Origin of the sequence: Micromonospora sp. NPDC049089 (genome assembly GCF_040648775.1) — a bacterium.
Classification (GTDB): domain Bacteria; phylum Actinomycetota; class Actinomycetes; order Mycobacteriales; family Micromonosporaceae; genus Micromonospora.
The window spans coordinates 1-19,657 of record NZ_JBEZEH010000132.1; the positions used below are offsets into that span (position 1 = coordinate 1).

The window sequence follows — 19,657 nt, forward strand, 5'->3', positions numbered from 1 at the left end:
GAGAAACTGGCGAAGTTCCGCGAGCGCGACGCCATCACCTTCCCGCTGTGGACAGCGACCGGCAGCGGACGGTTGGCGTGGTGCTGACCGGCGGGAACGTGGAGGCGGCGCTGGTGGCCCGGTTGATGGCCCCGCGATCGGCCGACCTGGCTGAGGAAGGGGTGGCGGCGTGAGCGCGCCAGTTCGGATCGGGATCCTGTTCGGCGGGCCGTCGGCGGAGCACGAGGTTTCCTGCGCCTCCGCGCTCGGGGTGGCCCGGGCGCTCGCCGGTGGCGGCTACCGCACTGTGGCCATCGGTGTCACCCGCAGCGGCGGCTTCCGGCTGATGCCCGACGCGCTGCTGGCCGAGTTGCGCGACCGACCGGCCGGCGAGCGGGCCATCGACGACCAGTTGGTGGTGACCGGGCCGGCCGTCGAGTTGCGGGCCGGTCCGCGTGGGGGTGTCGTACAGGTTTCCGCCGGTAACGCCCCCGGCGCGGTGCACGCCGAGCTGGACGTGGTCTTCCCGGTGCTGCACGGCCCGTACGGCGAGGACGGTGTGGTGCAGGGGCTGCTGGAGTCACTGAACGTGCCGTACGTCGGGTGCGGGATCCTCGCCTCGGCGGTCGGTATGAACAAGGTGGCGATGAAGCGGGCGCTGCGCGCCGAGGGCATCCCCGTCACCCCGTACGTGTCGTTCGACGCGCACACCTACCGGGAGGTCGACGACCCGGAGAAGTTGGTGACCGGGCTGAGCCGGCCGCTGTTCGTCAAGCCGGCCAGCATGGGCTCGTCGATCGGCATCTCCCGCGTCGACGAGGGTGACGACCTGGCCGCCGCCGTGGAGGAGGCGCTTCGCCACGACCAACTCGTCATTGTGGAGCAGGGGGTCGTCGGCCGGGAGTTGGAGTGCGCGGTGCTCGGTGGCTGGCGTCCCGAGGCGTCGGCGGTGGGCGAGGTGCAGGTCAGCGGTGGCTGGTTCGACTACCAGCAAAAGTACTTCGGCGACGCCGACCCGATGATCGTTCCCGCCGTGCTGCCGGGCGAGGTGACCGCGCGGGTCCGCGAGCTGTCGCTGCGCGCGTTCGCCGCGATCGGCGGTTGGGGTCTGGCCCGGGTCGACTTCTTCTACGACGCCGGTGAGCTCTACGTCAACGAGCTGAACACGATGCCCGGCTTCACCGCGCACTCGATGTACCCGAAGGTGTGGGCCGCCGTCGGGGTCGGCTACCGGGAGGTGGTGGACCGGCTCGTCGAGTTGGCCCGGGTCCGCCATGCGGAACGGTCGGTGGGCACGCCGGGGAGCATCCGATGATCCTGCTCTGCGACCCCCGGGTGGCGGCGGTGCCCAGCGCCGACGACGGCGAGGAGTTCGTCGACCTGCGTGAGTTGCCGGAGTTGCGGCTCGACGGCCGGGCGGCCGACCCGGCCGGGGCGTACGCCCGCTTGCGCGCGGGTGTCGTGGACCGCCTGCTTGCCGCGCAGCGTGCCCTGCCCGGTGGGCTGCGGCTGCTGGTGGTCGAGGGCTACCGGCCGTACCAGGCGCAACTGGCCATCTTCACCGGCTACCGCGACGAGCTGCGCCGGCGGCACCCGGACTGGTCGCCGCAGCGGCTGCACCGGGAGACCACGAAGTTCGTGTCACCGGTCGAGGTGGCCCCGCACAGCACGGGTGGCGCGGTGGACCTGACGCTCTGCACCGACGACGGTGTGGAGCTGGACCTGGGCACTGCCATCGACGCCACACCGGAGGACAGCGCCGACGCCTGCTTCACTGACGCGCCGACGATCGGGGGCGCCGCCCGCCGGCACCGGCAGATCATGGTGGACGCCCTCGGCGGCGCGGGGATGGTCAACTACCCGACCGAGTGGTGGCACTGGTCGTACGGCGACCGTTACTGGGCGCTGATCACCAGGGCCCCGAGCACCCGGTACGGGCCGGTGGACCTGGCCGCCGCACGATCGATACCCGTGCCGGCTGAACGGTAGGACGCTCCGGTCCGTACCGGTGGGTGAAGAACACCACCGAGGACGGGAGTGACGGCGATGAGGGTGCAGCGCAGGCACGTGCTGGCAGCGAGTGTGGCGGTGCTCGCCGCGGTGGGCGTGTCGGTGGGGACCAGCTTCGGGTTCGCCGACACGGCCCCGGCACGGTCGTCGGTCTGCTCCGGTTCGGTCACCTTCTCCGCGGAGGGCGGGGCGCCGGCGGCGACCAGCGACCGGTTCCCGGTGGGGACCCGGCTGCGGGTGACCAACCTGGACAACAACCGGGCGGCCACTGTGACGGTGACCGGCCCGTCGGGCAGTTGCGTGCTGCTCAACGCCGCTGCCATGGACCTGGTCCGCGAGCCCGGCAAGAACGTGATCCGCCGCAACGTGGTGGAACGCGTCGACGGCGCGGCCCCGCCCGCCGGCGCCCCGGCCCCCGGCACGGTCCGTCCCGGCGTCGCGTCTCCCGGCGTGCCCGGCCCGGCGCCCCAGTCGGTGTGCTCCGGGGCGATCACCTTCTTCGAGGAGGCCGCCGGTCCGGCGGCGACCAGTGGGCAGTTCCCGGTGGGCACCCGGCTGCGGGTGACCAACCTGGACAACAACCGGGCGACGACTGTGACGATCACCGGCCCGTCGGGTAGCTGCGTGCTGCTCAACTCCGCCGCCATGGAGCAGATCCGCGAGCCGGGCAAGAACCTGGTGCGCCGCAACACCGTCGAGGTGCTTCGCTGACATCGGGGCAGGGGCCCGCACACCGGGCCCCTGCCCGCTCAGTCGCGGCGTGCCCCTGCCCGCTCAGCCGAAGGTGGCGTCCAGGATGTCCGCGCCTCGGTTGAGGTGCCCGTCGGAGATCACCAGCGGGGGCAGGAAGCGCAGCACGTTGCCGTACGTGCCGCAGGTCAGTGTGAGCAGGCCGGCGGCGTGACAGGCCGCCGAGATCGCCGCCGTGGCGGCCGGGTCGGGGGTGAGGGTGCCCGGCAGCACCAGCTCCACGGCGAGCATCGCGCCGCGGCCGCGTACCTCGGCGACCCGGGGATCCCGCTCGGCGATGGCCCGTAGCCGGGGGACCAGCACCGACTCGATCCGTCGGGCCGCACCGGCCAGATCCAGCTCGCGCATGGTCTCGATGGTGGCCAGCGCGGCGGCGCAGGCGATCGGGTTGCCGCCGTACGTGCCGCCGAGCCCACCGACGTGCACCGCGTCCATCAGCTCGGCCCGACCGGTCACCGCGGCCAGCGGCAGACCACCGGCGATGCCCTTGGCCAGGGTCACCAGGTCGGGTTCGACGCCCTCGTGCTGACAGGCGAACCAGTCACCGGTACGGCAGAAACCGGTCTGGATCTCGTCGGCGACGAAGACCACCCCGGCCGCCGTCGCCCACGCGCTCAGCGCGGGCAGGAAACCCGGCGCGGGTACGACGAAGCCACCCTCGCCCTGGATCGGCTCGATGAGCAGCGCGGCGACGTTCTCCGCGCCGACCTGCTTCTCGATCATCTCGATCGCCCGGGCCGCCGCCTCGGCGCCGGAGAGCCCACCATCACGCAGCGGGTACGACATCGGCACCCGGTAGATCTCCCCGGCGAACGGCCCGAACCGGTGCTTGTACGGCATGTTCTTCGCGGTCAACGCCATGGTCAGGTTGGTCCGGCCGTGGTACGCGTGGTCGAACACCACGACCGCCGGCCGTCCGGTGGCGTGTCGGGCGACCTTGACGGCGTTCTCCACCGCCTCCGCGCCGGAGTTGAACAACGCCGAGCGCTTCGCGAACCCGCCGGGCGTCACCGCGTTGAGCTGCTCGCAGACCGCCACGTACGACTCGTACGGCGCGACCATGAAGCAGGTGTGGGTGAACCGCTCCACCTGCGCCCGGACCGCCTCGACCACCCTCGGGGCCGAGTTGCCCACGCTGGTCACGGCGATGCCGGCGGCGAAGTCGATCCACTCCCGGCCGTCCACGTCGGTGATCGTCCCGCCGGACGCACTGTCCACGTAGGACGGGATCACACTGCCGACACCTCGGGCCACGGCGTCGACGCGCCGCTTGTGCAGCTCCTCGCTCGACGGCATGGCTCAGCTGCCCAGGTTGTGCATGACGTGCTTGATCCGGGTGTAGTCCTCCAGGCTGTAGACCGAGAGGTCCTTGCCGTGCCCGGAGTGCTTGAAGCCACCGTGCGGCATCTCGGAGACGAACGGGATGTGCGTGTTGACCCAGACGCAGCCGAAGTCGAGCCGACGGGTCATCCGCATGGCCCGGCCGTGGTCGCGCGTCCAGACCGACGCGGACAGGCCGTAGTCGACGCCGTTGGCCCAGCGCACCGCCTCGTCCTCGTCGGAGAAGCGCTGCACGGTGATGACCGGCCCGAACACCTCGTCCTGGATGATCTCGTCGGCCTGACGCAGCCCGGAGACCACTGTCGGCGCGTAGAAGTAGCCGCGTTCGCCCTGCCGGGACCCGCCGGTCTGGATCGCCGCGTGGTCCGGCAGGCGGTCCACGAAACCGCTGACCCGGGTGAGCTGGTTGGCGTTGTTCAGGGGGCCGTAGAGCACGTCGGCGTCGTCCGGTGCGCCAGTCTTCGTGTTGCGGGCCTGCTCGGCGAGCGCCGCCACGAAGTCGTCGTGGACGCCGGGGCCGGCCAGCACCCGGGTAGCCGCCGTGCAGTCCTGCCCGGCGTTGAAGTAGCCGCCCATCGCGATGGCCTCGGCGGCCGCCGCCACGTCCGCGTCGTCGAAGATCACCACCGGGGCCTTGCCGCCCAACTCCAGGTGCGTGCGCTTCAGGTCAGGGGCCGCCGCGGCGGCCACCTCCATGCCCGCGCGGGTCGAGCCGGTGATCGACACCAGCTGCGGGGTCGGGTGCGACACGAGGGTACGACCGGTGTCCCGGTCGCCGCAGACCACGTTGAACACCCCCGGTGGGAAGAACTCGGCGGCGATCTCGGCGAGCAGCAGCGTCGACACCGGGGTGGTGTCCGACGGCTTGAGCACCACTGTGTTGCCGGCGGCGAGCGCGGGGGCGATCTTCCAGACCGCCATCATCAGCGGGTAGTTCCAGGGGGTGACCTGCGCGCAGACGCCGATCGGCTCACGCCGCACGTAGGAGGTGTGCCCGGCCAGATACTCCCCGGCGGACCGCCCCTCCAACATCCGGGCGGCGCCGGCGAAGAACCGGAACTGGTCCACCGCCGGGGGAAGCTCCTCCTCGGCGGTGAGCTGGCGGGGCTTGCCGGTGTTGCGCACCTCGGCGTCGACCAGCTCGGCGGCGCGCGCCTCCACGGCGTCGGCGAGCTTGAGCAGTGCCCGCTGCCGCTCGGCCGGGGTGACCTCCCGCCAACTCTCGAAGGCGGTGGCGGCGGCGTTCATCGCCGCGTCCACGTCGGCGGCGCCGGAGACCGGGGCCTGGGCGAACACCTCACCCGTGCAGGGGTCGACCAGGTCGGCGTAACCGCCATCGGACGGGTCGACGTAGGAGCCGTTGACGAAGTTGCGCAGCTGCTGCTGGTCACTCATGAGGGATCACTCCGAGGGGGCCGGGGGCACGGTTCTGCGGCGGTTATCGCAATCTCTCTGCCATCTTCGCTACTGAATTCGCGGCAGACAAGGGTTATCGCGACTGTTTCCGTCGGCTGGTCGCTCGGCTACTCTGCTCCGCGTGGAGCCCGTACCCATCTTCGTCGCCTCCCGCCCCGCCACCGGCGAGGGTGAGGTGACAGTCCACCACCCGTACGACGGCCGCCCGGTGGGGCGTACCACACTCGCCACGCCCGACCAGGTCGACGCCGCCGTCGCCGCGGCGGCCGGTGTGGCCGCGCAGGCCGCGGCCCTGCCCGCGCACGCCCGCGCGGCGGCCCTCGACCACGTGTCCCGGCGGCTCGCCGAGCGCGCGGGCGAGATCGCCGCCCTGATCACCGCGGAGAACGGCAAGCCGCTCAAGTGGGCCCGCGCCGAGGTCGGGCGTGCGGTGTCGACCTTCCGGTGGGCCGCCGAGGAGGCCCGCCGCTTCTCCGGCGAGTTGCAACGACTCGACACCGACCCGGCCGCCGAGGGGCGGATCGCCCTGGTCCGCAGGGTGCCGCGCGGGCCGGTGCTGGGCATCACGCCGTTCAACTTCCCGCTCAACCTCGTCGCCCACAAGGTGGCGCCGGCCATCGCCGTCGGCGCGCCGATCATCGTCAAACCCGCGCCCGCGACGCCCCTGACCGCGCTGCTGCTCGGCGAGCTGCTAGCCGAGACCGACCTCCCGGCCGGGATGTTCTCGGTGCTGCCGCTGCCCAACGACCGCGCCGCCGAACTGGTCACCGAACCCCGGCTACCCGTGGTGTCGTTCACCGGCTCCGGGCCGGTCGGCGCGGCCATCCGCCGCGCCGCGCCGCAGAAGCACGTGACGCTGGAGTTGGGCGGCAACGCCGCCGCGGTGCTCTGCGCGGACTGGACCGCCGACGAGGACCTGGACTTCGCCGCGCAGCGCATCGCGACGTTCGCCAACTACCAGGCCGGCCAGTCGTGCATCGCCGTCCAGCGGGTGTACGTGCACCACGCCCTGCACGCCGACTTCCTGCCCCGGCTGGTGGCGGCCGTGCGGAGGCTCCGGACCGGAGACCCCGCGTCCGAGCTGACGGACGTCGGGCCGATGGTGTCCGAGGACGCGGCCCGCCGGGTCGAGACGTGGGTGGCCGAGGCGGTCGCCGCCGGCGGCACCGTCGAGGTGGGCGGCCTCCGCGACGGCGCGACCTACCCCCCGACCGTGCTCACCGGCGTGCCGGCGAACGCCAAGGTCGTGGCCGAGGAGGTGTTCGGGCCGGTGCTGGTGGTCACCCCGGTCGCCGACGACCAGGCCGCGTTCGCAGCTGTCAACGACTCGGCGTACGGCTTGCAGGCCGGCGTCTTTACACGACGTCTGGATGTGGCCTTCGCCGCCGCCCGCGCGCTGGAGGTGGGCGGAGTGATCATCGGTGACGTGCCGTCGTACCGCGCCGACCAGATGCCCTACGGCGGAGTGAAGGGCAGCGGCGTCGGCCGGGAAGGGCTGCGCAGCGCGATGGACGACTACACCGAGGCCCGGGTCATGGTGCTGACCGGCCTCACGCTCTAACTCGGGTCGGCCGGCCAGGTGCCGTCGTCGCGCACCCGGGCGGGTGCGCGGCCGAGCAGCAGGGTGGTCAGCGCGGCGTCGATGGTGTCGCCGAGGAACCACTCGCCGGACTGGTCGAGCGCGAAGACCCGGCCGCGCTCGTCCACCGCCAGAATGCTGTCCTGCTGCTCGGTGCCGATCGGAAAGAGGCGTACGCCCAGCACCGCGCCGAAGTCCGCGAGGGTGTCGGCGGTGTGCGCGACGGTGTGCGGGCGGATGTCGAAACGGGAGATCCACACCTGCTCGCCCCGGCCGCGTCGCGCACCGACCAGACTGGGGAACGCGGTGAGCGCCTCCACCGCGGCGGGAAAGACCTCGTGCCGATGGTTGCGCCCCGGCACCGACGTGACGTCCCGGACGGCGGCGGAGGCCATGATCTGATCCCCGATGTGTGGCTGCCAACCGGCCGCGACCAGCGCGTTCGCGACCTCCGCCGGGAACCGCCCAGGATCGGGGTCGGGTGCCTGCGGCGCGTTCCAGGTTTCGGTCCAGGCGCGAGCCGACTCAGGGAGGACGTTCGCCCGGACCAGGAAGGAGATGCACGAGTCGCAGGGCCGTTCGGCGGGCCCGCCAGCGGGGTCGCCCGGCTCGCGGACCCGGAAGATCTCGAAGCGGGCCCTTTCCAGCAGCGCCGCTGCCTCGGCCCGCCCCATCGGCGCGATGCCCTCGGCGGCGCGGCGGTGGTCGTACTCGTGCAGGACGTCGGAGACCACGATCAGCTCGGCGTGAGACGCCCCGCCGCGCACCAACTCGCCGGGCGGCAGTTGGTCGAGATAGTCGCGGACCAGCGGGTGATGGTTGAGTGGCACGTCGGCCTTCGTGCCCTGGGCCGTCCAGATCCGTCCGTCGATGGTCAGGTGCGCGGCGGTGTTCGGGGTGGCACCCCGATGGATCTCCCGGACCAGCAGGCTCGACGGGTCGAGAGTGCGGAGGGCTGTCGGCCCGGAGGGCCGGCTACGCCGGTAGAGCTCCGCCACCACAGCGCTCGGCACCCGGGGCCAGGTGGTGACAGTGCCGGTCTGCTTGTCGATGACCGTCGTCGGCAGGTCACCCGGCACCGTGGGCACCTCGGTGGGCACGACGGACGTGATGACCCACCCCAGGTCGAACTCGTCGACCATCGCAGTGCACTCGTGACCGAGACGCTGCGAGTCACGGCGGGCCCAGGTGGCGGCGAGCTGCTCGGCCTGTTGACGGTCGATCACGCTATGAAACTACCGGACTACGCGGATCGATGGCGGCCGGTATTGTTTCGCTCTACCGACGGTGACGGGAGGGCGGCGGTGGGGGAACAGGCGGACCGGAGCGTCAATCGCGAGCTACGGGCCCGATTCGACGACGTTTATGGGCAATACCAGCAGCTCAGATCCGGTTTGGACACCCTCCAGACGCGACTCGCCGCGCTGCGGGTGACCCGCCGGTCGGCCGACGGGCAGGTGACGGCGACAGTTGGCGCTCAGGGCCAGGTGATCGAGGTCGAGCTGACGCCGGCCATCTACCGGGACCGCGACGCTGACGCGCTCGGCCGAAAGGTCACCGAGACGATCCGGGCCGCCGCGACCGCCGCCGCCGACGCCACCCGCGACCTCGTCGCCGAGAGCATGCCGGCCGGCTCCGGGGCGACGGACTTCCTCAAGACCGGCGATTACGCCACTTTGCTCGGTCGGGCCGACGCCGTCCTCGGCACAGGTGAGGCGAAGCCATGACCGACGGGCAGCTCTGGCTTGATCCGTCCCGGGCCCGCCGGGGCGGTGCCGACCTGGCGCTCGCCGGCGAGGCGGTGACGGCCCGTCGTGCGGCGGAGGGGGGCGCGATCGAAGCCGCCAGCGGTGCCCGGCCCTGGGGTCGCGACGACATCGGCGCCGCCTTCGAGCGCAACTACCGCGGGTTCGAGCAGACCGTGCTGCGGGCCTGGGCCGGCGTCGGGCACCGGCTCACCGAGCTGGGCAGCGACGTGGTCGAGGCGGTCGACGCGAGCGTGCAGACCGACGGGGCCAACGCCGCCCGGGTCGGCCGGGCCGCCGACCGGCGCTGACGGCCGACGAGCTGAGATGAGCGTGCTGCCGAGCCCCATCCCGCACCCCCTGGACCACGCGCCGTGGGACGTGCCCGGCTGGATCTACGAGGCCCTCGACTGGGTGGTCGGCGTGCAGTGGCCGGACGGCAACGAGCGGGCCGTCTGGGACGTCGCCGACCAGTGGTACTCGGTTGCCTCCGTGCTCGCCGGCCCGCACGCCGACGCCGCCACGGCGGCCGTCGAGGTGCACAACGGGTACGGCGGCGTCGGAGCTGTCGACGCGGCGTTCGAGGCGGCCTGGCGGGGGATCGCCGAGGGCGCCGACGCTCCGCTGCCCGTGCTGCTCGCGGTCACGGCCGACCTGGGCCGACTGGTCGAGGAGTGCGGTTGCGACATCGAGGGCGCCAAGCTGGAAGTCTGGATCGAGCTGGGCATTCTTGTCATCGAGTTGCTCACCGTTGCGGTGGCGGCGGTGCTGACCGCCGGTGCGGCAACCCCGGCCGCCGGCGCGGCGATCACCGCGACCCGGCTGCTGGTTCAACAGATCTTCAAGCGGCTGATGGGCCAACTGGCCAGCAAGTCCCTCAAGCACGGGCTCAAGGAGGCCGGCGAGCGGGCCGCCAAGGAGGTCGCCCGAGGCGGTGCACGCGGGCTCGCCAAGCGGGCCGCCCGGGGCGGGCTGGAGGAGGCCACCGAGGAGGCCGGGGTCACCCTGGCCACCCAGGCGTACCAGAACTCCAGCGGGCGGGCACACGGCCTGGACCTGACCGATCTCGGCGCGTCGGCGGTGGGCGGGTTGGCCGGCGGGGCGGTGGCACCGCTGGCCGGCCTGGGCCGGCACGCCACCGGGCGGGCGGCGAAGGTCGGGGAGCACCTGGGGCGGGAGATGACCGGCGAGGTGCTCGCCGACAGCGCGGCGAGCCTGGCCACCGGTCAGGGCCTGACCTCGATGGAGGACGTGGCGCGCGCCGCCGCGTCCGGGGCCACCGGCTCGGCGACCGGGCAGACCGACCACGCGCTACGCGCCCGGCTCGACGCGCAGGCCAACGCCCTCGCCGGAGCATCCTTCACGGGCCCCTCCCTTCCGCCCGTGTTGCCCGTCGCGGGAGATGCGGCCGCTACCGGAGCGGCTCCCTCCTTCGGGGTCTCGTCTGCCGCGAGTGCTCCTTCCGCGGGGGCTGTCGGTGGTGTGGCTTCGGGTGGTCCGGTGACTGCTGCGGGCGTTCCGATGCAGGCGACGGAGGCTGTCGCGACCACTCCACCGGACCAGGTGGCTGCGCCGACACCACCGGTTGTCGAGCAGTCACGAGGAGCCGGGCCGGCGTCTCCGGTCGCGCCCGACGCGCACACGTCGTCCCCGACACCGGTTGGCGCGCTGTCCGACGTGGACGCGGTGCACAGTGCGGCGGGCGCCTCCGAGACGGGTGGGTCGTTCGGCGACAGATCGGGCGTCCCGCACCCGGTCACGGCCGACCCCGTGCTGTCGGCGACGACCACCAACCCGGCCACGTCTGCGGTAGGTGATCCGAGTCAATCTGTGGTGGGTGCTGATCCGAGGCTTTCGTCGGCGTCCGCGCCCGTGGTCGGTCCCCTCGAATCGGGCAGCGGGCCGGCTGCCACCGGTGTGCCGCCGGTTCAGCCCGGCAGTTCCCCGCACGTCACCACCTCCGGACCGACCGCCTGGCCTCCGGCGACCGGCCCCTCCGCACCAACGATGACCCCAGGCCCGGCGGCACCGATCACCTACGGCACCCAGACGACCGCCAACGGGCCGCTGCCGGTCGCCTCCACCCCGCCGGTGGTGGGTCGATTCACCGTGCCGGCGCGTGTCCCGACCCGGCAGACGCCCGCACCGGTGCGGGCACCCGACCATCCCGCCCGGGGAAGGGCGTCGATCCCCGTCGACGTGGCCGCGTTCGGTGCCCCGTCGGTGCGCGAGCCCGAAACCAACGACGCGTACGCGGCGCAGTGGGCCGCAGCGGCGGAAGCCGCCGAGCGGCGGCGCTACCAGGACCACTACGAATCGCTGCGGATCGGGTTCGAGAACAACCGCCGGCAGTCCGAGGCCGCCCGACTGCGCACCCGTGCCGTGGAGCACGATCGCCGAGCCGTCGAGTACGCCACCTACGCCCGTCAGCTGCACCAGGCCGGCAACCGGCAGTGGGCCGACGGCTGGCAGCGCGCCGCGAACGAGGAAGCACGCGCGTACGCCGAATGGCGTGACCTGGCAGACGCGGTGCTGGCCGGCACCACGGCCCCGCCGGTCGTGGACATCAGCGCCACCTTCGAACACGCCAACCGGGACGTGGGCGCGCTCGCGCTCGGCGCGGTGGAGACCACCGGCCCGTCCATGCTCACCGGCGACGACGATCCGCCGCCGATCGACGACTCCCGGCCGTACGGGCAGCCCGGAGGACTCCGGCCACCGCTCGCCCTGCACCAGGTCGACGTCGAACGACAGATGCCCCGTGGACCGGACGGCACCGTCACCCGCACCGCCGACCCCCGACACGGCGGCTGGTTCGGGCTGCTCAACGACGGCGGTCCCGCGGCCGACGCCACCCGGGGCATCAACTGCCTGGACTGCACACTGTCGCTGTTCGAGACGTGGGTGCACGGGCGCCCCCGCGTGTCGGCGCCACGAACCTTCGACGGCTACCTCGACGGTGACATCCGACGCCCCATCCGTGGCGAGGCGGGCGGCCCGGGCCGGGTGGAGGACGTGACCGGCGGGCGCTTCCAGAAACTCCTCGCCCCGGCGTCCGGCCAACGCACGGACTCCGCACAGGCGCGGCAGGCCGCCGACCGGGGCTACCGCAACCTGCACGACCAACTGCTGCTGGGCGGGCACGGCAGCTACTCGTTCCTGGTCACCGAGTGGGCGCACGGCGGTTCGCACGCCTGGGTGGCGCTCAACCAGAACGGCACAGTGCTCTACGTGGACCCACAGAACGGCGTGGTCCGGGACCGGCCGCTCTACCCCGACGTGGTCGGCATCGACGCGCTGGTGCTGAGCGGAGACGGCCGACCGATGCCGCTCGGCGGACTGCCCCGGGGCCGGTTCAGCGAACGGCCCGACCTGCCGGATCACCCGCCGACGCGCGACGACGGCGGCCACGGCGACCCGTACATCAACCGGATGTACCTGCTCCTCGACGGCCCGGGCTCGGCCCCGCCGCCGCCCGACGCTGACGTTCCAGCGAGCGCCACACCGGATGGCGGTAGTGCCCGCGCCGTTCTGTCGGCCAACAGCCTGGACGACGTTTTCGCGGCGGGGATGACTCCCGTGGAGTTCGCGACGGCGGTCGACAGCCCCACCCTTCGTCGGCTGGTTCCGGGCCTGGACGAAGCGTCGGCGCGGGATCTCGTGCGACTGTTCGCCGACGACCGGGTCCGGGACACGCTCGACGCCGCCCGACGAGAGCCGCCCCCGAACGAGCCCGACCTGGCCGAGCAGTTGGTGCGCCAGTTGGTGCAGCAGCCGGACCTGGCGCGCATGATCCAGTCCACGCCTGAACTCGCGGCGTCGCTGACGTCCCGTCCGCTGACCCTGTATCACCTGGCCAGCCATCAGCAGGCAATCGACGTCCTCGCCGAGGTACTGAACGACGTCGCCCAGCAGGAAGCCGCGGGGCCCGGGGTGTCAGGACAGACAACCGGAACCGCTGATCGTGTGGATCAACCACAGCCAACGCCACTGACGGACGACCAGCGGCGGATCAGCGCAAGTATCCGGATTCCGGATGATCCACCTACCCAACCGGGATTCGAGAAGCGTCGGCAGTCTGACCCCTCCTACCGGCAGCATTACCTCGACGATCTCTATGCGGCAGCAACTGTTGCTCAGGCGGAGCTGAATCAGTTGGCGACGTCCCTAGCCCTTGTCGGTGATCGTCGGGTCGGTGAGCCCGGATGGCGTGCCCAGCCCAAGGATCGTCGTCGAGCTGAGGACAAGGTGGCCAAACACCAGGGCGATGCGTCCAAGCTGCTCGACCTGGCCGCCGCGAAGGTCGAGTTCCGCAACCTCGACGACCTCTACGCGGCACTCGGGCGGATACGCGACCACCCTGACATCATGATCGTAAGTTGCCAGGACCGGTTCGTGTCTCCCGAGGACAGCGGCTACCGCGATGTGCAACTCGTACTGCGGACCCGGAACGGGCACCTTGCGGAGTTTCGCCTGCACCTGGCAGCGCTCGACGAGATCGCGGTCTGGGAACATGCGCTGTATGAGGTGCGCCGCGATCTGGACGCCTTGGCCCGGATCGAGGGTCGAGCGTTGACGAGGCGCGAGCGAGCGATTGCAGACGGGATCCTCCGTCGCGAACAACAGCTGTTTTGGCAAGCGCTGCAGTCGACTTACGAGGGGAACGCTTGATGGCCCAAATGCCAGGTCTGGTGCTCCCGTCCTACTACCTGTACTACCAGTCGCCGGTGAAAATAGTGGAGACGCCTGACGGCGGCGCCAGGGTTTGGCGTGTCGCGATCGACACTGGCGCTTGGCAGGAGAAGAACGAGTTGTTCAGCGAGATCGTCTTCGACATCGGGGGCGAAGTATTCCGGCGCTCTCCTGAGGACTTCGTGCAGGAGGTGGAGCGATTTCGGGCTCACTATCTCGAGGGCGAAGGCCCGATCTTCGCTCTCTACGAGACGGTGCAGGCGGTCAGGGACGTGGCGAAGGCCGAGGATCGTCACCTGACGCCGAAGGAGCAGGCGCTCATTCGTGGGATTCGGCAGCGGACGTTCGTCATGTTCGAGGAGCAGCTTCGCGCGGCCGGCGATCCTGGCGCGGACCCCGACATCGGGAGAGCGCAGTAGGCGTGGGCTTGCCTGAGCGTCGGAGCGATCCGCGGGGCCCTCGCGGGGCCGAATAAGATCGACGCGTGGCGAAATCTGGTACGCAGAGCGTCAGGTCCACTGTCTGGGCCTGGCCGGTCGGCCTCCTGATCGGTCTGGCGATCGGCATTCCCGTGTTCGGTGCGAAGGGTGGCGTTGCCTTCGGTATCGCCTTCTGTACTGCCTTCGCCCTCGGCCTGGGTGCGATCAGGGGCCGGGCCGGCCGTGATCCTGCCCAGGAGGGCGGGGCCGCCGGGGATGGCGTCGGTGCCTCAGGTCGAGGGTGATCGACTCCGGTTCATTGATGTCGGGGCATCCGGGGCGGCGGGACCACCCGACTTCCGTGAAGCCGAGTGGATCATGGCGCGCGCCGCCGGAGACCACCCGCACCGCTGACCGGCTGTGCCGTGACGCCCTGGCCGAGGCGGAGCGCGCCCGCTGATTGGCTGGTCAGTCTGGCTGTCGGGAGGTCGGCGGGAGGGGCGCTAAACCGTAACGCCGCACACATGCGGGGCGCTCTATGACCGGTGGGACAGGTGGGCCGGTAGTAGCCTGGCCGGCGGACCCCACCCGGGGAGAACGGCGAGGTAATCATGACAGTGCGTCGACGCGTGGCACGGCTCGCGGCGGTCTGCGGTCTTGCGGGCGGCCTGGTGATGCTCGGTGCGTCACCGGCGCTGGCCGACCAGGACTCGGTCCGGGTGGGCGCGGCCAGCAGCTTCGCCGCCGGTGGTTCCGCGCAGGGGGTGAACGTCTCGGTGCGCAAGCGCACCGACGGGTGTGTCCTGCTGCGTACCGCGCTGGGCTTCAGCCTCCAGGGCCTCCAGCCGAACCAGGTGGCGGTCGAGGTCAACGCGGGCGGGCGCTGGTTCCCGGTGGCCGTCACCGGCGGCACCGGCACCGTGGCGACAGCGCAGACGTCACCCTTGAAGCCGACGCTGTGCAAGGGCAAGGGCATCACGGTGCGCTACCGGGTGGCGTTCGCGGCGGGTTCGCCGGGTGGCCGTCTCGTGGTCACGGGCGTGGGCATCAGCGCCTCTGGCCAGACGCTGGGTCGCGCCACCGATGCGGCGCGGCTGACCGGAGCGCGGGTCACTCCGTCGCCGACTCCGTCGCGGTCGAAGACGCCGTCGCCGACTCCGAGCCCGACCGAGGTCGCGACCGTCGACGAGGCGGTGAACCCGGCGGCGCAGGGCGGCGTCTCCGCGGCGCCGAGCACCACGGCGACCGCCGCTGAGTCGTCAGGGGGAGGATCGCCGGTGATGTACTTCGGCATTGTGCTGGTGGCGGTCGGGCTGCTGCTCATCGTGCTGCTGTTCCGCCGCTCACGGCAGGACCGCAAGCCGTCCGACGAGGCGCCCGACACCCTGCCGGGCAACCCCGGCGGCACCACCTACCGGGCCGGGGGTGGGTTGCCGGCCGCGCCCGGTCGCCCCGGTCAGGTGTACGGCCAGCAGCCGCCGGCCGCCGGCTGGGGTGGTGCGGTGCCGTCACCGCGTCCCGCCACCGGCGGGGTTTACGGTGCCCGGCCGGACACCCCCGCGCCGGAGGCCACCCAGCCGATGCCGGGCCGGCCCGACGGCCGCCCGAAGCCCGGTGACCCGCCCACCGACGGTGACGGCCACACCGTGTTCATCCCCCGCCTCCCCGGCTGAGCGGAGGACGGCCCGGCCCTCCGTTAGGCTCAGGATCGGTGTCTAACCTGCGGCCAAGGAGTGGAACACGTGTCTGATCTGTCCCAGATTGTGAAGGCCTACGACGTCCGCGGGACGGTGCCGGACCAGTGGGACGAACGGGCCGCCGAGGCACTGGGCGCCGCCTTCACCCAACTGCTCAACTCCACCGACGAGCCGGGCGACGCCGTCGTCGTCGGGTACGACATGCGGGCCACCTCGCCCGGCCTGGCCGCCGCGTTCGCCACCGGCGTACGCGCCGAGGGCCGCTCGGTGATCGAGATCGGCCTCGCGTCCACCGACCTGCTCTACTACGCGTCCGGCTCGCTCGACCTGCCCGGCGCGATGTTCACCGCCAGCCACAACCCCGCGCAGTACAACGGCATCAAGATGTGCCGCTCCGGCGCGCGCCCGATCGGCCAGGAGAGCGGCCTGGCCGAGATCCGGGAGCGGGCCCAGGCACTCCTGGACTCGGGCGACGCTCGTCCCGCCGGAGCGCCGACCCGGCCCGCCGAGCGGCGCGACCTGCTCCCCGACTACGCCGGCTACCTGCGCAAGCTGGTCGACCTGTCGGGTATCCGGCCGTTGAAGGTGGTCGTCGACGCCGGCAACGGCATGGGTGGCTTCACCGTTCCGACGGTGCTGGGCGACGCGGCCCTGTCGCCGCTGCCGCTGGAGATCGTGCCGCTCTACTTCGAGTTGGACGGCAGCTTCCCCAACCACGAGGCCAACCCACTCGACCCGGCGAACCTGGTCGACCTTCAGCGCGCTGTGGTCGAGCACGGGGCGGACATCGGGTTGGCCTTCGACGGTGACGCCGACCGGTGCTTCGTGGTGGACGAGCGCGGCGAACCGGTCTCACCGTCGGCGATCACCGCACTCGTCGCCGCCCGTGAGCTGGCCAAGCACCCGGGTTCCACGGTGATCCACGGCCTTATCACCTCCAGCGCCGTCGCGGAGATCATCCGGGAGCACGGTGGGAAGCCGGTCGTCGCCCGGGTCGGGCACTCCTTCATCAAGGCGGAGATGGCCCGCACCAACGCCGTCTTCGGCGGCGAACACTCCGCGCACTACTACTTCCGGGACTTCTGGTTCGCCGACACCGGGATGCTCGCCGCGATGCACACGTTGGCCGCGCTGGGTGAGCAGTCGCTGCCGCTGTCCGTGTTGGCCGGTGAGTACGAGCGCTACATCGCCTCCGGCGAGATCAACTCGACGGTGACCGACCAGGCGGCGGCGGTGGCCGAGGTGCGTGCCGCGTATCCCGACGCGGTCGCTGACGAGATGGACGGGCTCACCCTGCGTTTCCCCGACGGCGCCTGGTTCAACCTGCGCGCCTCCAACACGGAGCCGCTGCTGCGGCTCAACGTCGAGGCGCCCACCCGGGATCGGATGGTCTCGCTCCGGGACGACGTGCTCGACCGCGTTCGCCGATAAGATCGCCTGCGCCGGTCGGCACCGCCGTCGGTCAAGCCGTACACGTGGAAGGAGCCGTGCCATGGCCCTGGATCCGCAGTTGCTGGAGATCCTTGCCTGTCCGGACACGCACCACGCCCCGCTCACCTATGACGCCGAGGCGCAGACGTTGACCTGCACGGAGTGCGGCCGGATCTTCGAGGTCCGCGACGACGTGCCGGTGCTGCTGCTCGACGAGGCGCGCGGCGGCCCCGGGCAGTCCTCATGATCGACGGTACGGCCGGGGTCAGTGGGCGCCGTGACGCCGACGAGGCCCTGCTCGACAACTCGCAGGCGTTGGCCGAGGCCGACCCGGGCGGCATGCTCCGGCACACGGCGTCGGCCGGTGCGCAGGTTCGCGAGAGCGCCGCACTGGCAGCCGAGGCGAACCTCGCGGTGCTCGCCGACGACGGGCGGCCCCGAGCCGTCGTGATCGCCGGCATCGGCACCGCCGGGCGTACCGGTGACGTGCTGGCCACTGTCGCCGGCCCGCGCTGCCCGGTCCCGATCATCGGGCACCGCTCTGCCGGCGTGCCCGGTTGGGTGGGCGCGGCCGACGTGGTGATCGCGGTGAGCGCGTCCGGACGTAGCCCGGAGGCGCTCGGCGCCGCCGAGGCGGCCCACCGCCGTGGTGCCCGACTCGTCGCCGTGGGTGCCCCGGATTCGCAGTTGCAGTCGATCGCCGAGCAGGCCCGGGCGCCGTTCATCCCGGTGCCCCGGCGTGCCCCGGCCCGGGCCAGCCTCTGGGCGCTCACGGTGCCGGTCCTGCTCGCCGCCCGTTCCCTCGGGCTCGTGAAGGTCAACGAGGCGGACCTGGCCGAGACCGCGTCCCGGCTCGACGCGGACGCGGACCGCTGCCGGTCCGCGGCCGAGTCCTTCGTCAACCCGGCGAAGTCACTGGCCCTGGGCCTGGCCGGCTCGATCCCCATCGTCTGGGGTTCGTCCCCGCTGGCCACGGTGGCGGCCCGCCGGTTCGGCGACACCCTGTCGGCAAACGCCCGCTACCCGGTGGTCACCGGAGCGTTGGGTGAGGCCGGGCGGGGTCGGGTCGGGCTGCTCGACGGCGTCTTCGGCGGCCTGGCCGAGGGGGAGCGGGACATCTTCGCCGACCCGGCCGAGGACGACGGTGAGGGCACCCGGCTGCGGCTGGTGCTGCTGCGCGACGGCGGGCTCAACGCCGAGGACGACACCGACGAGCCGCTCGCCGTCGAGGAGCGCCGTGCGGACGCGGTGCAGACCCTCGCGGAGCGCCGTGGCGTGCGGTGCGACGTGGTGACCGCCGAGGGCGGCTCCGCCCTGGAGCGGCTGGCGTCGCTGATCGCCGTTCCGGATTTCGCCTCGATCTACCTTGCTCTGGCACACGGGTTGGACCCGATGGCCGTTCCGGCCATCACCGAGATGAAGGAGCTGTCGAACCAGTGAACGAACGTACGGGGCGGCGCATCATGCGCGGACCGAGCGGCTTCGTGCGGCGAAGCGGAGCGGTGGCATGAGCGCCAACGGTGGGACGAAGGCGATTGTCGCCGCCCTGCTGGCCAACGTCGGCATCGCCGTCACCAAGTTCATCGCGTTCCTGCTCTCCGGCTCGTCGTCGATGCTGGCCGAGGCGGTCCACTCGGTCGCCGACTCCGGCAACCAGGGTCTGCTGCTGCTCGGCGGCAAGCGGGCGAAGCGCGCGGCCACACCGGAACACCCGTTCGGGTACGGCCGGGAGCGCTACATCTACGCGTTCATCGTGTCCATCGTGCTGTTCAGCATCGGTGGCCTGTTCGCGCTCTACGAGGCGTACCACAAGTGGCATGACAAGGGCGGCATCGAGTCCTGGCACTGGCTGCCGGTGGTCGTGCTGGTGTTGGCGATCATCATGGAGTCGTTCTCCTTCCGGACCGCCATCAAGGAGTCCAACCACATCCGGGGCAACCAGTCCTGGGTGCGTTTCATCCGCCGGGCCAAGGCGCCGGAGCTGCCGGTGGTGCTCCTGGAGGACTTCGGCGCCCTGGTCGGTCTGGTGTTCGCCCTGTTCGGCGTCACCATGACGCTGATCACCGGCAACGGCGAGTGGGACGCCGCCGGCACCGCGATGATCGGCATCCTGCTGGTGGTCATCGCCGTCGTGCTGGCCATCGAGACGAAGAGCCTGCTGCTCGGTGAGGGCGCCGAGGCGTCCGAGCTGGCTGCCATCGAGCGGGCCGTCACCGACGGCCCCGAGGTGGAGCGGATCATCCACATGAAGACGCTCTACCTGGGCCCGGAAGAGCTGATGGTGGCCGCCAAGATCGCCGTTCCGGAGTGGGAGAGCGCCCACGACCTGGCCCGTGGCATCAACGCCGTCGAGGCGCGGATCCGCGCCGCGGTGCCGATCGCCCGGGTGATCTATCTGGAGCCGGACGTCTACAGCACCGCTGCCGCCGAGGCCGGCACCGGTGCCGCGGCCGACACCGCGGTGCCGCAGCCGCAGGACACGTCGGGCGAGCCGGCCGGGCGGCCCGGGGGCTGACGCGTGGAGCCACTGTACGGGCCGATCCGGGACTACGCCTGGGGCTCGCGCTCGGCCATCGCCCTCCTCCAGGGGCGAGCGGT

16 protein-coding genes are annotated in these 19,657 nt (G+C 72.0%); 13 read left to right on the top strand and 3 right to left on the bottom strand.

Features of this window, described 5'->3' with window-relative positions:
- Positions 1–169 precede the first annotated feature (169 nt).
- Genes AB0B48_RS21680 through AB0B48_RS21690 form a run of 3 tightly spaced genes read left to right on the top strand, consistent with a single transcriptional unit; the run spans position 170 to position 2,700 of the window.
- Positions 170–1,294 (top strand): D-alanine--D-alanine ligase family protein, encoded by a 1,125-nt coding sequence (locus AB0B48_RS21680; RefSeq protein WP_357204219.1) that lies wholly within the window; start codon positions 170–172, stop codon positions 1,292–1,294.
- Entirely contained in the window at positions 1,291–1,968 is a 678-nt protein-coding gene (locus tag AB0B48_RS21685; protein ID WP_357204221.1) for a M15 family metallopeptidase, read from the top strand. Before AB0B48_RS21680 ends, AB0B48_RS21685 begins: the two co-directional genes overlap by 4 nt.
- A 57-nt stretch (positions 1,969–2,025) precedes the next feature.
- Positions 2,026–2,700, top strand: a complete 675-nt coding sequence (locus tag AB0B48_RS21690) for a hypothetical protein (RefSeq protein WP_357204223.1) — start codon at positions 2,026–2,028, stop codon at positions 2,698–2,700.
- 63 nt (positions 2,701–2,763) lie between these two features.
- On the opposite strand, the gene gabT is transcribed toward AB0B48_RS21690, so the two are convergent.
- Positions 2,764–4,035 carry a 4-aminobutyrate--2-oxoglutarate transaminase gene (gene gabT / locus AB0B48_RS21695; protein ID WP_357204225.1) on the bottom strand — a complete coding sequence of 424 codons (1,272 nt, stop codon included), beginning with the start codon at positions 4,033–4,035 and terminating at the stop codon, positions 2,764–2,766.
- Positions 4,036–4,038: 3 nt separating this feature from the next.
- Positions 4,039–5,475 carry a gamma-aminobutyraldehyde dehydrogenase gene (locus tag AB0B48_RS21700; RefSeq protein ID WP_357204227.1) on the bottom strand — a complete coding sequence of 479 codons (1,437 nt, stop codon included), beginning with the start codon at positions 5,473–5,475 and terminating at the stop codon, positions 4,039–4,041.
- 142 nt (positions 5,476–5,617) lie between these two features.
- Between AB0B48_RS21700 and AB0B48_RS21705 the strand changes: the two genes are divergently transcribed.
- Positions 5,618–7,057 carry an aldehyde dehydrogenase family protein gene (locus tag AB0B48_RS21705; protein ID WP_357204229.1) on the top strand — a complete coding sequence of 480 codons (1,440 nt, stop codon included), beginning with the start codon at positions 5,618–5,620 and terminating at the stop codon, positions 7,055–7,057.
- Here the strand turns inward: AB0B48_RS21705 and AB0B48_RS21710 are convergent.
- Positions 7,054–8,301, bottom strand: a complete 1,248-nt coding sequence (locus tag AB0B48_RS21710; protein WP_357204231.1) for an SUKH-3 domain-containing protein — start codon at positions 8,299–8,301, stop codon at positions 7,054–7,056. The genes AB0B48_RS21705 and AB0B48_RS21710 overlap by 4 nt on opposite strands.
- 3 nt (positions 8,302–8,304) lie before the next feature.
- Between AB0B48_RS21710 and AB0B48_RS21715 the strand changes: the two genes are divergently transcribed.
- The 9 genes from AB0B48_RS21715 to AB0B48_RS21755 all read left to right on the top strand — a co-directional run bounded on the left by AB0B48_RS21715 (position 8,305) and on the right by AB0B48_RS21755 (position 19,574).
- Complete coding sequence (locus AB0B48_RS21715) at positions 8,305–8,802, top strand: YbaB/EbfC family nucleoid-associated protein (protein WP_357204233.1); 498 nt, start codon at positions 8,305–8,307, stop codon at positions 8,800–8,802.
- Entirely contained in the window at positions 8,799–9,131 is a 333-nt protein-coding gene (locus tag AB0B48_RS21720) for a hypothetical protein (RefSeq protein ID WP_355005572.1), read from the top strand. Before AB0B48_RS21715 ends, AB0B48_RS21720 begins: the two co-directional genes overlap by 4 nt.
- A 16-nt stretch (positions 9,132–9,147) precedes the next feature.
- Positions 9,148–13,491 (top strand): toxin glutamine deamidase domain-containing protein, encoded by a 4,344-nt coding sequence (locus AB0B48_RS21725; RefSeq protein ID WP_357204236.1) that lies wholly within the window; start codon positions 9,148–9,150, stop codon positions 13,489–13,491.
- Positions 13,491–13,931, top strand: coding sequence for a hypothetical protein (locus AB0B48_RS21730; RefSeq protein WP_357204238.1), 441 nt, complete (start codon positions 13,491–13,493; stop codon positions 13,929–13,931). The genes AB0B48_RS21725 and AB0B48_RS21730 overlap by 1 nt, the downstream gene beginning before the upstream one ends.
- A gap of 611 nt (positions 13,932–14,542) precedes the next feature.
- Positions 14,543–15,604 carry a hypothetical protein gene (locus AB0B48_RS21735; protein ID WP_357204240.1) on the top strand — a complete coding sequence of 354 codons (1,062 nt, stop codon included), beginning with the start codon at positions 14,543–14,545 and terminating at the stop codon, positions 15,602–15,604.
- A 69-nt stretch (positions 15,605–15,673) separates the two neighbouring features.
- Entirely contained in the window at positions 15,674–17,059 is a 1,386-nt protein-coding gene (locus tag AB0B48_RS21740; protein ID WP_355005567.1) for a phosphomannomutase/phosphoglucomutase, read from the top strand.
- Positions 17,060–17,120: 61 nt separating this feature from the next.
- A complete protein-coding gene (locus tag AB0B48_RS21745) occupies positions 17,121–17,306 on the top strand; it encodes a Trm112 family protein (protein WP_091394023.1) in 186 nt (61 codons plus the stop codon).
- Positions 17,303–18,499 carry an SIS domain-containing protein gene (locus AB0B48_RS21750; RefSeq protein ID WP_357204243.1) on the top strand — a complete coding sequence of 399 codons (1,197 nt, stop codon included), beginning with the start codon at positions 17,303–17,305 and terminating at the stop codon, positions 18,497–18,499. The genes AB0B48_RS21745 and AB0B48_RS21750 overlap by 4 nt, the downstream gene beginning before the upstream one ends.
- 67 nt (positions 18,500–18,566) lie before the next feature.
- Positions 18,567–19,574, top strand: coding sequence for a cation diffusion facilitator family transporter (locus AB0B48_RS21755; RefSeq protein ID WP_357204245.1), 1,008 nt, complete (start codon positions 18,567–18,569; stop codon positions 19,572–19,574).
- Positions 19,575–19,657: the final 83 nt, after the last annotated feature.